The sequence below is a fragment of the Paenibacillus sp. FSL H3-0302 genome (genome assembly GCF_037982245.1).
GTDB lineage: Bacteria > Bacillota > Bacilli > Paenibacillales > Paenibacillaceae > Paenibacillus_AQ > Paenibacillus_AQ odorifer.
Genome location: NZ_CP150284.1, coordinates 6,503,023 through 6,518,192, shown reverse-complemented (window position 1 = coordinate 6,518,192; position 15,170 = coordinate 6,503,023). Strand labels below are relative to the sequence as shown.

Here is a 15,170-nt window from a genome sequence, read left to right as displayed (position 1 = left end):
TATCCATGACTTTCTCTCTACCGAACTCTTCTTAGAGTCAATTAACGAAATACACATGAATTGTGCGGAATTGAGGCAATTAGCTTCCTCAGCTCTTCCAATTCTGCTGTGAGCTCAGAGCAGGATTGGAGGTTGGACAGCATCCCCTGAATGATTGCTTTTCGCGGGTGAGGGATAAGCACTTCACCTTCCAGAATGTTGAGCGATTCCAGCAGATCGGCTGCTTCTTCGGATGTTATACTATCTAGTTTACTGATCGCAGTCTTCATTTCTTTAATGAGCTGTAATGGATTTTTTCGTTTGTTCTCCTCATTCTCCGCCATCCAGTTTGCTAAAGTAGCAGAGTTGATTAGCGGAGCCTGTTTACTAGTAAGCAAGCCAGACACGATCATATCCATTAAATTCATTAGATGATCTGCCATATCGGCAATAGGTACCTGCGTATCCTTACGAAAAATAACCGCAATATGAGATTTGATGAGACCATGTCCGATCATACATAAATCTCCGGTATAGGGAACGACGTCTTTTCCGTAGAGCAACTCCATTTTTACCTGGAACCATCTTAAGAAGGAAGCGTTGTTTCTACGCAGCCAGTCTGGGACTTCAGTATCAAATCCTTTGCCCGCAACCTCCTGAATTTGACGCTGCAAGAACTCGCGTAATTCGTACACATGACTTAGCAGAATTTCTATCTGATTCCTAAGCTTCTCACGTGGTGTTCGTCGGGTTTCCTGTTCTTCACGTAACAAGGGATCCCGAATCATCCGATAACAATAAAGGAAGATACTGCGCTCCAGCTCTTCTTTTGATTTAAATACCAGATATAAACTGCCCTTCGAAATCCCGCATAATTCAGCTATCTCTTGCATGGATGTGGACGAGGAGCCTTTTACAGCGAATAACTGCATAGCAATCTTAATAATCTGCTCCTGCTTATCAACAGTTTTATCATTCATTAAAGGATTAACCTCCTTTCTGACTACCCGGTTCTATAATTGACTAGTTGGTCAGAATAATTATATTCTATACAACCAGGCATTACAAATATCGGAACAGAAGGGTTACAGTTTTGTCGTAAATAGACTTTAAACAGTAATTTGCTAGGAAGAAATGTGTTCTTCATGTAATATATAAAATGTGTCAATTTCGTGTTGCTTGTATGAATAAGAAGGTAGGTAGAGTATGAGAAGAGGACTTCAATCTATAATTATCATTGGGGCATTCATAGCATTTTATTATTTTGGTTTCGGCATTTTTGGGAGTACTGCGGGAACGATTATTAGTATCTTCTCCACTCTGACAGTCATTTCGATTAGCTTGGCTATTTTTATGGAGAACCGTAATCCTTCTACAACAATGTCATGGATCTTATTGCTTGCGTTGATCCCGGTGCTGGGACTGGTCTTCTATTTTCTATTTGGGCAAAATGTGTTCAAACGCCGTAAATATGATAAAAAGGCACAAAGAGACCTTATGGCCTACGAAAGAATTGAGAATGACGCTTTACGTACGCACCAAGATTGGTCAGTCTTTGATCCCTCGCGCCAAAAACTGCTGCTGTTATCCAAAACTTTAGCACGTACTCCTATTTCCTTTGCATCAGAAACACGTATCCTCACTAATGGTGAAGAGACGTTTGGTACGTTATTGTTGGAGCTCCGTCAAGCTAAACATCACATTCATATGGAGTATTACATCTTCCGGGCGGACCACATTGGAACACGCATTAAACAAATTCTGATCGATAAAGCTCGCGCCGGTGTTGCAGTCAGATTTATGTATGATGCCGTTGGCAGTTTTCAGCTTTCCAAAGCTTTTTTGAAGGAAATGAGTGATGCCGGGGTTCAGGTGGCTTCGTACGGAAATTCAACATCCTTTTTTTCCAGTCGTGTGAATTACCGGAATCACCGTAAGATTGTTGTGATCGACGGTGATGTCGGATTCATGGGGGGTCTCAATGTAGGCGATGAATATTTAAGCCGCAGTAAGACTTATGGGTTTTGGCGTGACACACATATGTTGGTTAGAGGCGAAGCGGTACGGACGATGCAAATTATTTTTCTGCAAGATTGGATGCACACTACGGGTGAAAAAATACTGGAGCAAGACTATCTCACTCCGCAGCTTCGCTTTATGACAGGTGATGGTGCCGTACAGATTATTGCTAGTGGGCCGGATAACGAACGTCGTGCGCTCAAAAACATTTTCTTCTCCATGATCACTTCTGCCGAGAAATCGGTGTGGATTGCCAGTCCATATTTTATTCCTGATGAGGACATCTTAACTGCACTGCGTGTAGCTGCTGTTTCTGGTTTAGATGTGCGATTGTTATTCCCGGCTAAGCCGGATAAATGGATTCCGTTTCTGGCTTCACACTCTTATTTTCCGGCGTTGCTGGAAGCTGGCGTGAAGATTTATGAATATGAAAAGGGATTTATCCACTCGAAACTGCTTATCGTTGATGGTGAAATAGCGACCATTGGCACGGCCAATATGGATATGCGCAGCTTCCACCTTAACTTTGAAGTGAATGCACTACTGATTCAGACGGAGAGCGTTGCTCGTATTGTTGCTGATTTTGAACGGGATTTATTATCTACCAGCTTAATTGAGCATGAGGAATTTATGAATAAGCGTATGGTGATCCGTATACTGGAATCTGCTGCTCGGCTTATGTCACCGTTACTATAACCCAAAAACCACCGCAGAGGGTGTGATCCCTCATCTGCGGTGGTTTTTGCTTTAAAAAGTGGTTAAACCCAAGGTGGTCTGCAACCGGAACAGAATGTACTTGAACCAAGTTACTTCGCCCTGATAAGCTTCAAGAGGCAGAGTATACTCATGGTCCTCGTTATTCCACAGTCGATTGAAGTAGGTTTCCATCTCGGTATAAAGAGGCTGATCTTGTTTTACAGATACCCACAGATTATTCTCCAGGTTGTAGTCATCCAGATTACGTGTCGTGAAATTGGTGGAACCGCCAAGTATGATGGAACTTCCAGTCTGTTTGGCAATGAAGAGCAACTTTGGATGATATTGCTCTTTGGTCGTATTGTACCAGCGAATAGAGATCTCTCCGTTTGTACGCTTGTTCAAGTTCATGGCAACTGGACGGTTAGGAATGCCGATTTTATCACGGCCGAAGGCGTTTTGATTGGGGTCCAGTATCAATTTTACCGTAGCCCCTCGTTGGGTAGCCTCTACCAATTCATCGAGAATGGCATCATCGGCAAGGTAGAACATACCCATCCAAATGGTGTCACCCTTCTGCGCAGATTGGAGGGCTTGCCGTGCATATTTATATACCTTTCCTTCCGTTAAATAGCGGACCTCCATAGATTCTTCAGAGTGCTGATCCTTCTCTTTGGTGAAGTCTGGCTCATAAGTGAGTAGTGGCCCTGCATCCGAAAGATTGGCCGCGGCTTGTTCCGTCTGGAGAATATCAGCAATAATTGGGCCTTGTACTTCCAGAGCGATATTGGAATGATAGGCGCTGGCATCATGGATATTTCCTGAGGAGACTAGAGCGGTATTCTCACTAACAACTACCTTACGGTGGTTAGCCTTCACATTAAGTAGCTTCAAATAAGAACGTGCGGTAATATCCGGTCCTCCGCTGGCCATAAGATTGGGAATCCGGCCTTCGCCCGACTGGCCGAACCATTGAATAAAGGTACGCCAGACAGCGGAATAAGCAGGCGTAGAATCGCGTAGAGCATTTACATCGGTCAAAATCACTTTAATCCCCGCAGCCTTCAATTCTTCCAGAAGATGATTGGGTGCAGAGTTGTAATTGGTATTAACCTCATCTGTAATGAAGACGATCTCCATCTCAGGATAAGTTGTTTTTTGTAAAATAAGCTTGTCCGTCAACATTCGGCTGACCGGAGGAAATGACTGATCTTTATGGGTATAATCATTGAAAAGGAAGAGGTCAATCACCAAAAATTCTTTGGACTCCTCGATAATTTGTAGAATCCTCGAAAGAATCTGACTCTCTTGAGTGCCCGTGGCTGTACCGTCCGAATAGGTCAGGTCGTGCCAGAAGGATACATGATTCGTTTTGTATATAGGGCTTTCATAGGAAATGCCGCGGGGTAAAGGTTTGTGCGTCTGGTAAGTCATTACGCCGATTAGCCAGAGGATTAGAATGACGAAAGCCCATAACACCCGTGTACGGTGGCGTGAACCGGAACGTTTCTTCGTAGTTAAACCGGGAGCGTAGTTTATTTCTTTAGGTTTATAGGGGTGAACGGGTTGCTGACGATCTGAATTCATGGAAGTTCCTCCTGAAATTATTGCAGAGCACTTCCTTGTGATTGTTATGCTCCGGTGTATTACCAACCTATTAACACCTAGTGGAGCGAAATGAAGCAGCCCAAATATCCTTAACAGTAATGAAATAACATTCGGCTAGCTATAATGAGTTTGAGCGATTAGTACGATGTTTATGAAATTAATGATTACGAAACCGGAGAATTGTAATCGCTAACCTCATATTGTAAATTCATCTGTAGGGATATGTTATAATAAATCGAGTTTGGAAATAGGAGGAACGCAGCATGAATCATACGCCAGAAGAGGCCGTGCCATATGATGCGACTAGGCAGTCTGGCGCAGATCATGGCAAGGACCTACCGGCTGCAGAGGCTTCTGACAAAAGATCTTTATTGCCTACATCGAAGACAGGCGAACGCAAAATTGAACATGTACGCCTTTGCCTAAATGAGGAAGTAGGTGGCGTCGGTGTGACTACAGGGTTTGAACATTACAGATTTCAGCATAATGCTCTGCCAGAGCTGAATTTCGACGATATATCATTGCAGACTACGTTTTTGGATCGTAAGCTGCGTACGCCGCTGCTCATCAGCTCGATGACAGGTGGCAGTGCAGCTACAGGAGCGATTAATGCCCGGTTAGCCGCAGCTGCGCAGCGTCGGGGTTGGGCGCTGGGTGTAGGTTCGGTTCGGGCGGCAGTGGAGCGTTCTGAGCTTACGGCAACCTTTTATGTGCGGGATCAAGCGCCTGATATTCCGGTTATCGCCAATATTGGTGCTGTACAGCTGTCCTATGGTTTTGGGATTGAGGAATGTCGCCGGGCTGTGGATATCGCAGGTGCTGATTTTCTTGTACTACATCTGAATGGCCTGCAAGAGGTCTTTCAACCGGAAGGGAACACTGGTTTTGCCTCTTTGCTATCGCAGATAGAGAAGGTATGCCGGGCACTTGAAGTCCCTGTAGGTGTGAAAGAAGTAGGCTGGGGCATTGATGGAGATGCAGCTGCACGTCTTTATAATGCAGGAGCGGCTTTTATTGATGTTGCGGGTGCAGGCGGGACATCCTGGAGTCAGGTGGAGAAGTTCCGCAGTGTAGATCCTATACGGCGGGCAGCGGCGGAGGCTTTCGCGGATTGGGGTACTCCAACAGCTGATTGTATCACAGAGGTGCGTGCAGTTTCTCCGCAGGGCGCTTTGATTGGCAGCGGCGGACTGAAACATGGCGTGGATGCAGCGAAAGCATTGGCACTTGGAGCTGATCTGGCAGGCTTTGGCCGCAATCTGTTAGGGCCGGCTGTCGATTCTGAAGAGGCGCTGGATGCTGCATTAGCACAGGTAGAACTGGAGCTGAAAATAGCAATGTTTGGTATTGGCGCTCCAGATTTAGCAACTTTACGTGGAACTTCCCGTTTAATACGTAAATAGGATGGTAAATATTGAAGCGAGGAAGTGAGTAAGATTATGATTAAACTGATCCATATGGATGAGTCGGCCTTTCAATTTTTCTTAGGTCAAGCTACCCGGGATTATGCGGAAGATAAGATCAGCGCCGGTGCTTGGGATCCAGAGATCGCGATGAAGCTGTCTGAGGAAGCTATAACACGCTCTTTGCCAAAAGGGCTGCACACAGATGGTGCTTATCTATATTCCATAGTAGAAATAAGCAGTGATGAACAGGTGGGTTATATCTGGTTTAACGTAAGTGAAGGTCGTGGTGGCCGCGAGGCTTTCATTTATGATTTTTATGTTTTTGAACCGTTCCAGAGTAAGGGTTATGGCAAGCAGGCTATGATCGCACTCGATGAAGAAGCCCGGGAGATGAATGTTACCAAAATCGGGTTGCACGTCTTCGGCCAGAACAATCGCGCATTTGAGCTATACAAAAAAATGGGGTATATCGTAACTGACATCACGATGTCTAAAGATCTGTAGTCCATAAGTGTGAGGACCTCGAAAGAGGTCTTTTTTTTGTTGTTCTACTGAATTATTATGTAAATAATTGTGATAAATATATTTGATTTAGGATGATTAGGAAAATATGATTAAAAAATAACTTCCTGAAAATGGATTAAGTCATAAAGAGAGAAAAGGGGGGATTAAGGTGAGGCCAAGGACTGTATCGTGGGTGGTTGTTTCCGCAGTAGTATTACTATTACTGGTTAGCTGCAACAGTGGCGATTTACCAGGAAAGAAGAAATCTGAGTCTGAGCAAGTTCAGGCAAGTCCGGTTGCACCGCTAGCCTCTTCAGCTGTAGTTGAAGAACAATCGAAAGTAGCGTTGCCTTCATTGACAGTGGAAAAAAGGCTAGAAGATTTTGATTACATGTGGAAGATTATTGAGGAGAACTATCCTTTCCTAGAGGTGAATAAACGTCTCAATGGAGAGGATTGGCTTGCTAAAAAAGAGGAATACCGCAATAAAATAGCAGCCGTGAAATCGGATGATGAGTTTTTGAGACGAATGAGATTTGTCCTTAGCAGATTAAACAATGGGCATACGAATTTTATATCCAAGGAGGAATATCCTTGGTATCTACATACCTATGTTCAAGCAGGTTTTGGTTATGAACCTTGGATCGACGTGGTTCAACAGCCTAACGTATTGGCCCGTTACAACCAGAAACCTTTAGCGGAGCAGCAAAGCTCTAATGAACTCAATAATGATATGCATAATGGTGGAGATGGAGTAGGAGATGTAACAAAAAAGACTTCTGGGAATGTAAAAAAAGTCATTATAGAGCCCGATCGAATCGCTTATCTCGGCATGCAAAGCTTTGACGGGAGTCTCATGGAGATGGACAGCTCCGAGATCCATGATTTTTTAATAGAGGTAAAGGACTATAAGACCTTAATATTAGATATCCGCGGAAATGGCGGAGGAAACAGTAATTATTGGAGAATTCATATTGTTCCTCTATTGATTAATAAACCTATCGAATATAATACTTACTTCCTTTATACAAGAGGCAAATATGCGGAGACTTTTATGCAGGCACGTCAGATCACAGCCGGGCAACAACCTATTTCCGGCATCAAAGATGAGCAACTGCCTAATCTGCCATCTGAGGCCTTAAAGATGTTCAAGACATATAGAAAAATAACTGATGTAGTAACTCCTAATAAATCTGTTGGATTTAAAGGGAAAATCTATTTGCTGGTAGATAGCTCTGTGTATTCATCAGCGGAAGGTCTTGCAGCCTTTGCAAAAGGCACCGGGTTTGCAACGGTTGTAGGCGGCAGGACAGGTGGGGATGGACTAGGGATAGATCCGCTTGTCGTTGCATTGCCTAATAGCGGTTATCTCTTCCGATTTTCCTTTGAAATGGGTCTGAATTCTGATGGGAGTTGTAATGAAGAGGTAAAGACTGTGCCTGATGTGGAGGTTGATCCAGATAAATCTAAGCCATTACTGGACCAGTCGGCGATAAAAAAGGTATTAGAGCTTGCGCGTTCGGACACATCTGCTTGACATCCGGTGTTGCTGGCGAATATGTTCTAATATATAATGGTTTAGATCGTATAGCTTATTCGGATGATCAATTTAGCTGAAAATAGGAGTTGTCATATAAATGGCTTTGAAAGCTGGAATCGTCGGTCTTCCTAACGTAGGAAAATCCACATTGTTTAATGCGATAACGCAAGCGGGAGCAGAATCCGCTAACTACCCTTTTTGTACCATTGACCCTAACGTGGGTGTTGTTGAAGTTCCAGACGAACGTCTTGATAAACTGACTGAGCTGGTACAGCCGAACAAGACCGTACCTACTGCTTTTGAATTTGTTGATATTGCGGGTCTCGTGCGTGGTGCGAGTAAAGGAGAAGGACTAGGCAACAAGTTCCTGGCCCATATCCGTGAAGTAGATGCTATCGTGCATGTGGTTCGTTGTTTTGAAGATGAGAACGTTACCCACGTTGATGGAAAAGTAAATCCGATCAGCGACATCCAGACCATTAATCTGGAGCTGATTCTTGCTGATATTGAGAGCATTGAGAAGCGGATTGAGCGTTCCCGTAAGAATATCAAAGGCGGCGACAAGAAATACGCTCAAGAAGTTGAACTGCTAGAACGCGTCAAAGAAGTGCTCTACGAAGATAAACCTGCACGCAGTATAGAATTGTCTGATGACGAGAAGCTTATTATCCGCGATCTTCATCTGTTAACATTGAAGCCAGTGCTGTATGCGGCGAATGTAAGTGAAGATGAAGTGGCAAGTGCTGAGGACAATCCTTATGTACAGCAAGTTCGCGATTTTGCAGCTACTGAAGGTGCAGAAGTGGTTCCGATCAGTGCTAAGGTGGAAGCAGAAATTGCTGAGCTTGAAGGCGAAGATAAAGCTATGTTCCTGGAAGAGCTGGGACTGGAAGAATCCGGCCTTAACCGGTTGATTAAAGCGGCTTATAAACTGCTTGGCTTGTATACGTATTTCACAGCAGGCGTTCAGGAAGTTCGGGCTTGGACGATTCGCCGCGGCACCAAGGCACCTGGAGCTGCCGGTGTGATTCATACAGATTTCGAACGCGGATTTATCCGTGCTGAAGTAGTGGCTTACGCGGATCTTGTGGCAGCTGGTTCCATGAACGGTGCGAAGGAACGTGGTCAACTACGTCTTGAAGGTAAAGAATATTTGGTGCAAGACGGCGACGTAATGCATTTCCGTTTTAACGTTTAAGAAGTTTTAAGTGTACGAATGATAAAGGGGTCATCTCGAGCAGTGGGAGTTTCTATTGCTGGGATGATCCTTTTTAAAAATATAAGCTTTTTATTAAGGTATTGTGCGTACGGAACTGTAGCCATTTCACAATATCTTTGGTATAATATAAAGTCGTATATCTATTTTTATGACAGTACAAATTTGATGTTATATTTGCGAATTTGAAATTGAATCAGGAGAGGTGAATTCCCTTGTTGGACCGATTGCAATCCCTGGCGGACCGCTATGAGAAGCTCAGTGAACTGCTTTGTGATCCGGATGTTGCAAACGACAGTAAGAAACTGAGGGACTATTCCAAAGAACAATCAGACCTACAGCCCGCATTTGAGGCGTATACTGAATATAAGAGTGTAATGGAAGAGCTTGAAGCTGCTAAGCAGATGCAAGGCGAAAAGCTTGATGATGAGATGAAAGAAATGGTCAAGATGGAAATTGATGACCTTTCCAAACGTCAAGTGGAGCTGGAAGAGAGAATCCGCGTATTGCTGCTGCCTAAAGACCCGAATGATGATAAGAACGTAATCGTTGAAATTCGTGGTGCAGCGGGTGGAGATGAAGCAGCATTGTTCGCTTCAGACCTTTACCGGATGTACACTCGTTATGCTGATGCACAAGGATGGCGCGTTGAGTTAATGGATGTTAACGCGAGTGATCTTGGTGGATTCAAAGAGGTAATCTTCCTTATTAACGGCCGTGGTGCGTACAGTAAGCTGAAATACGAAAGTGGTGCGCATCGCGTACAACGTATCCCAGCGACCGAATCCGGAGGTCGTATTCACACCTCTACTTCTACGGTGTCTGTGATGCCGGAAGCTGAGGCTTTTGAGATCGAGATCCATGATAAAGATATTCGCGTGGATACCTTCTGTTCTAGTGGTGCAGGCGGACAGTCTGTAAATACGACCAAGTCTGCAGTACGTGTAACCCATGTACCTACAGGCATCGTTGCTACCTGTCAGGACGGTAAGTCACAGAACTCCAATAAAGAAAAAGCGCTGCAAGTGCTTCGTGCCCGTATCTCTGATATGAAACGGCAGGAAGAAGAAGCGAAGTATGCTGGGGAACGGAAGAGCAAAGTAGGTACGGGTGACCGTAGTGAGCGCATTCGGACGTATAACTTCCCGCAGAGCCGGGTTACAGACCATCGTATTGGCCTGACACTGCACCGTTTGGAGCAGGTTATGAACGGAGAAATCACTGAAATTATCTCAGCCCTTTCAATCGCTGAACAAGCTGACTTGATGGATAATATGGATAATGGAGAATAATGCTTTGAACGATGGCGTATATGTCATGTCGGAAGTCAAAAGCATCCGGGAAGCCTTTGCGGAGGCTTCTTCTTTTTTGAGCCGGAGCGGCTGCAATGAACCGCAGCGCAGTGCACAATTGCTGCTGGAGCATGTGCTTGGAGTGTCTGGCGCAGCTTATTACATGGCGCTGGCAGATCCTTTTCCAGCTGCGGTTAAGGAAGCATTTGAGGCGGGAGTTACCCGCCGGGGCGCTGGTGAGCCGGTGCAGTATATCATCGGCGAGCAAGAGTTCTACGGGCGGCCTTTTGAGGTGACGCCTGACGTGCTTATTCCGCGGCCGGAGACGGAGCTGCTCGTCGAGGCGATTTTACGTTACGGCGCGGAGCTTTGGCCGGACGGCATCGTAACGCCGGGCGAAGCGCCGCTGGATAGCGCGGGCGGCGCGGGGGACGTGCGCGCCGCAAGACCGCTGACCGCCGTCGATATCGGCGCCGGCAGCGGTGCGATCTCCGTCACGTTGGCGGCGGAAGCGCCGGCGTGGCGGGTCTGCGCCGGCGATATTTCGCCGGCGGCTCTGGCTGTGGCCGAGCGCAACACTTTGCGCAATGGCACAGCTGTGGACTTTCGGCTCGGCGATCTGCTCGAGCCGTTCGCGGGGATGGAGACGGATATTCTCGTCTCCAACCCGCCATACATCCCCGGCGAGGATATCGCCGGGCTGCAGCGTGAGGTGCGCGACCATGAGCCGCGCACTGCGCTGGATGGCGGAGCGGACGGGCTGGACCCGTACCGCCGCATGATGGAGCAGCTGACGCTGCTCCCGGCACCGCCGCGCCTGATCGGCTTTGAGCTTGGCTTCGGTCAAGCTGAGCAAGTCGCTGCACTCCTTGCGGCAGCGGGCCATTGGACCGAGATTATCACCATTAATGATCTGGCTGGAATCCCGCGTCATGTGCTAGGCATAACGAGATAATATTGCCTGCTATGCAGAGGGTTCATTTTGTCCGGAGTAGAGAAATTGTATTTTCAATCCGACTTCCTTTACAATAGAATTTAGCAGGATTTCTTAGGGGATCATAAAGAAAGCCCAGATATAGAGTAGGGAGGCAGAGCGTGCTTCAGAAGATTAAAAAGATTGATGGTGCTATTGTAGTCGTTCTGTTATTACTCATGGTGGTCAGCATCTTCGCCATATATAGCGTTACTCATGGAAGAGAGAAGCTGGACGGACATCATATTCGTATGATGATGTATTATGCTATTGGTTTTGTAGCTTTTATTGGAATGACCTTTTTGGATTACAGAATATTAGTGAAATATGCGATATATATTTATCTGTTTGGGATAGGGATGCTGGTGCTCGTCAGCTTTTTGGGCGAGACCAAAAATAATGCGCAAGGCTGGTTGACCCTGCCGGGGGGCCTGAGTCTGCAGCCTGCAGAGCTGTTCAAGCTGATATTAATTCTTTTTCTGGCAGCCATGCTTGTCCGCAAGAATAAGAGTAAGCTTCTGTTCTGGCGGGATGTTGTGCCGCTCGGCCTTCTGACCTTGTTTCCGTTCCTTATTGTCCTTACCCAAAATGACCTTGGGAATGCCTTGTCTTACGTTGTGATTCTTGCGGGTCTGTTGTGGATTGGCAATATTAAATACACGCATGCATTAATCGGGCTGGTCATCGTGGCTAGTTCTGCGATTGCGGGAATTATGAGTTATATCCATTATCATGATGAAATTAAAACCTTTCTTACGGATATTGGACGATCTCACTGGATTGAACGTTTTGATCCTTGGCTTGTTCCAGACAAGGCAACAGCCAAAGCCCTTTATCATACTAAAAACGCCAAGCTGGCGATTGCATCAGGTGGAATGAGTGGCGAAGGCTACATGAACGGCAGCTCCGTTCAGACGGATCGGGTGCCATATACGTATTCAGATTCTATCTTTGTGCAGATTGCCGAAGAATTTGGGTTTGTAGGTTCGGCGTTTGTGTTGCTGCTGTACTTTATTTTGATTCACCGGATGATTCTGATTGCGCTGGAGTCTAGGGATAGAGCTGGCCCTTTCCTGATTGTCGGTGTTGTCGCGATGATGTTGTATCAGATTTTTGAGAATATCGGCGCATTTATCGGCTTGATGCCATTGACTGGTATTACGTTACCTTTCATCAGCTTCGGGGGTACATCACTGCTCATTAATATGGCCAGCATCGGGCTGGTAATGAGTGTGCGCCTGCACGGGCAAGAAGTGGAAGAGGATTTTCCTAAACCTACTCCTTATGCAGCTGCCAAACAGGTGTAACCATGAAATAAAGTAGAACCGTCAGGTCCTTATTGTTTAATAGGGGTGCTGGCGGTTCTTTTTGATGGAGGACGGCTTCGTCGGATTGGTGTAATACGTAATACGGGCCGTTTCAGGTAAGCAGGCTGGAAGCAATTCGTATTTGTATTTGTATCGTATTCGTATTTGTATTTGTATCCTGACTCGGACTCAGATGCCCTTATACTCGAATATTAACTACGTATTGGATAGTATCGGACCGCAAAGACGTTATTTGATCAAAAAGACTGGATTTACTGCAAAATGGCAAGTAATAACGACTCTGGAGTCCGCAAAAGTTCCCGTGAAGCAATAAATCCATAAATAAAGTCTACGGAGTCCGTTAGGTTTGGATCATAGAGTAAAATCACGTCAGAGTATAATTTTAATAGAAAGATATTTTATAGATTGGCTACATAAATTTGGAATTATATTCACGAATGTTCTACAATAGAAAGGAACGACTTTCCCTGAGAGAGGAGAGTTGAAACCTTAACAGAGTAAGGGGCTTGCAGATGCTTCAAAAGTTCAAAAGGATTGATAAGGTAATTGTTACTGTTCTGATTTTGCTGATGGTGATTAGTATTTTTTCAATATACAGTGTAACCAATGGAAGAATAACGCCTCCGATGAAATTGGATGGATTTCATTTACAAATGCTTAAATACTATATTTTAGGTTTTGTAGTTTTTATTGTGCTCGCTTTTGTGGACTTTAAGATATTTGTTAAACATGCACTTTATATTTATCTCTTGGGCTTAGTCTTGTTAGTGTCGGTTAGTTTTATTGGTAAAGTAGAGAACGGTGCTCAATTGGGACTTGAGATTGGTGGACTTAGGTTTCAGCCTGCCGAGCTGTTTAAATTGGTATTAATTCTTTTTTTATCATCGATCTTAATTCGAAAACAAGGGTCTACCTTAACCTTCTGGAAAGGGATTGTTCCTCTCACCATTCTTACGTTCATTCCATTTGGTATAGTCATTATGCAAAATGATTTGGGAAATGCCCTTAGCTACATCGTAATATTGATTGGGCTTCTATGGATCGGGAATATCAAATTGTCGCATGCGCTCATCGGTTTGCTTATAGTGGGTGGGATCGGCCTTGCTGGGATTTTGAGCTACATAAACTATCATGATGAGGCAGTCAATTTTTTTGAAGGCATTGGTAAGGATCATTTAGTGGAGCGGTTTGACCCTTGGCTGGTACCTGATTTAGCGACAGATAAGGCAAGCTATCACACGAAAAATGCCAAATTAGCTATAGCCTCCGGGGGAATGAGTGGAGAGGGATATATGCAGGGCAGCTCTGTGCAGAATAATCGTGTCCCATATACCTATTCGGATGCGATATTCGTGCAGATTGCCGAGGAGTTTGGATTTGTGGGATCTGCGCTGCTTCTCTTGCTCTTTTTTATTTTGCTGCATCGGATGATATTGATTGCTCTCGAGAGTAAGGAGCGTAGCGGTCCATTTCTAATCATTGGAATTACGGCTATGCTGTTGTATCAAATTCTTGAGAATGTTGGAGCTTTTATCGGCCTGATGCCGTTGACAGGAATAACACTTCCGTTTATCAGTTATGGAGGCACGTCTCTTCTGATTAATATGGCCAGCATGGGGGTCGTGATGAGCGTGCATCTTTATGGGCAGGATGTAGAGGAAGATTTGCAGCTGCATAAGGAGCTGGCATTGAAGTTATAAATTTAATAGATTCATAGGTTTGCAGTCTCTTATCTCCGGGCATACTACTAGCATGAGAGTTAAGAGGAGAGGGGCTGCAACAAATGAATGATAATCATATGGATAAAAGAGATTCCTTACGTGTGACTTTTAAGTATACTGCCATTTTAATTTGTTTTTTTATGGTCCTCATGATGGCTTGGGAAGGTCAAAAAACCGATGCTGCAGTAGCTGAAGTATCTATTCCCCAAGAATCTATACGGTTACGTATTCTAGCTAATTCTGACGGAGCGCAAGATCAGCTGGTGAAACGGCAAATTCGCGATAAAATTGTGGAGCAAATGAACCAGTGGGTATCTGCTCTTGAGGATCCGCAGAGCTTGGAGCAGGCACGTGCTCTGATTAGAAATCATCTGCCGGAGCTTAACGCGTTGGTTGGATCAGAGCTGGAGAAACGGGGCATTGAATATTCCTATAAAGTGGAGCTGGGCGTAGTCCCTTTTCCAACCAAATTATACGGTGGCACCGTCTATCCTGCTGGGGAGTATGAAGCTGTTCGGGTCACACTTGGTGCGGGCAAGGGGCAAAATTGGTGGTGTGTACTGTTTCCTCCGCTTTGCTTTATCGATGCAGGCTCTGGAGATGCGGCAGCACCTGCTGCTGACAAAGGTACAAAAACAGTGTCCGCTGCTGGTGCGGATAACAGTGCTAAGGTGAAATCAGCAGCTGCAAAAACAGTGCAGGCTGATTCCTCGGCAGGAAGTGCTTCATCAGGAGAAACTGCTGCTGAGCCAGAGGTACGGTTCTTCGTCTGGGAGCTGCTGCAAAACCTTTGGAACTGGATCAGTGGATTATGGTCGTAAGACCCCAGATGTGTTACTATTTTATAAGCAGATCTATCACGGCTCCCTACAGGGGCCGTTTTTTTGC

Annotated in this window: 12 protein-coding genes; 10 read left to right on the top strand and 2 right to left on the bottom strand. The window is 45.2% G+C overall.

Features of this window, described 5'->3' with window-relative positions; genetic code table 11:
* Positions 1–41: 41 nt before the first annotated feature.
* Positions 42–959 (bottom strand): TetR/AcrR family transcriptional regulator, encoded by a 918-nt coding sequence (locus tag MHH50_RS29025; RefSeq protein ID WP_340033769.1) that lies wholly within the window; start codon positions 957–959, stop codon positions 42–44.
* 226 nt (positions 960–1,185) lie between these two features.
* Between MHH50_RS29025 and cls the strand changes: the two genes are divergently transcribed.
* Positions 1,186–2,694, top strand: a complete 1,509-nt coding sequence (gene cls, locus MHH50_RS29020) for a cardiolipin synthase (protein WP_076123942.1) — start codon at positions 1,186–1,188, stop codon at positions 2,692–2,694.
* Positions 2,695–2,745: 51 nt separating this feature from the next.
* Here the strand turns inward: cls and MHH50_RS29015 are convergent, their stop codons facing one another.
* On the bottom strand, positions 2,746–4,281 hold the full coding sequence (locus tag MHH50_RS29015) for a phospholipase D family protein (RefSeq protein WP_081386183.1): 1,536 nt from the start codon (positions 4,279–4,281) through the stop codon (positions 2,746–2,748).
* Positions 4,282–4,565: 284 nt separating this feature from the next.
* Between MHH50_RS29015 and fni the strand changes: the two genes are divergently transcribed.
* The 9 genes from fni (at position 4,566) to spoIIR (ending at position 15,103) form a co-directional block, all read left to right on the top strand.
* On the top strand, positions 4,566–5,705 hold the full coding sequence (gene fni, locus MHH50_RS29010) for a type 2 isopentenyl-diphosphate Delta-isomerase (protein WP_081383175.1): 1,140 nt from the start codon (positions 4,566–4,568) through the stop codon (positions 5,703–5,705).
* Between the two features lie 36 nt (positions 5,706–5,741).
* Positions 5,742–6,212, top strand: coding sequence for a GNAT family N-acetyltransferase (locus MHH50_RS29005; RefSeq protein ID WP_232061473.1), 471 nt, complete (start codon positions 5,742–5,744; stop codon positions 6,210–6,212).
* Positions 6,213–6,381: 169 nt separating this feature from the next.
* Positions 6,382–7,749, top strand: coding sequence for a S41 family peptidase (locus MHH50_RS29000; RefSeq protein ID WP_340033768.1), 1,368 nt, complete (start codon positions 6,382–6,384; stop codon positions 7,747–7,749).
* 100 nt (positions 7,750–7,849) lie between these two features.
* On the top strand, positions 7,850–8,950 hold the full coding sequence (ychF, locus tag MHH50_RS28995) for a redox-regulated ATPase YchF (RefSeq protein WP_036681604.1): 1,101 nt from the start codon (positions 7,850–7,852) through the stop codon (positions 8,948–8,950).
* A gap of 233 nt (positions 8,951–9,183) precedes the next feature.
* The gene (prfA, locus tag MHH50_RS28990; protein ID WP_036681601.1) at positions 9,184–10,260 is read left to right on the top strand and encodes a peptide chain release factor 1; all 1,077 of its coding nucleotides are present in this window, start codon (positions 9,184–9,186) and stop codon (positions 10,258–10,260) included.
* 25 nt (positions 10,261–10,285) lie between these two features.
* Positions 10,286–11,215, top strand: a complete 930-nt coding sequence (prmC, locus tag MHH50_RS28985; RefSeq protein WP_340034649.1) for a peptide chain release factor N(5)-glutamine methyltransferase — start codon at positions 10,286–10,288, stop codon at positions 11,213–11,215.
* A 140-nt stretch (positions 11,216–11,355) separates the two neighbouring features.
* Entirely contained in the window at positions 11,356–12,540 is a 1,185-nt protein-coding gene (locus MHH50_RS28980; protein WP_076123938.1) for an FtsW/RodA/SpoVE family cell cycle protein, read from the top strand.
* A gap of 533 nt (positions 12,541–13,073) precedes the next feature.
* On the top strand, positions 13,074–14,261 hold the full coding sequence (locus MHH50_RS28975; RefSeq protein ID WP_038573648.1) for an FtsW/RodA/SpoVE family cell cycle protein: 1,188 nt from the start codon (positions 13,074–13,076) through the stop codon (positions 14,259–14,261).
* 83 nt (positions 14,262–14,344) lie between these two features.
* Complete coding sequence (gene spoIIR, locus MHH50_RS28970; RefSeq protein WP_081382511.1) at positions 14,345–15,103, top strand: stage II sporulation protein R; 759 nt, start codon at positions 14,345–14,347, stop codon at positions 15,101–15,103.
* Positions 15,104–15,170: the final 67 nt, after the last annotated feature.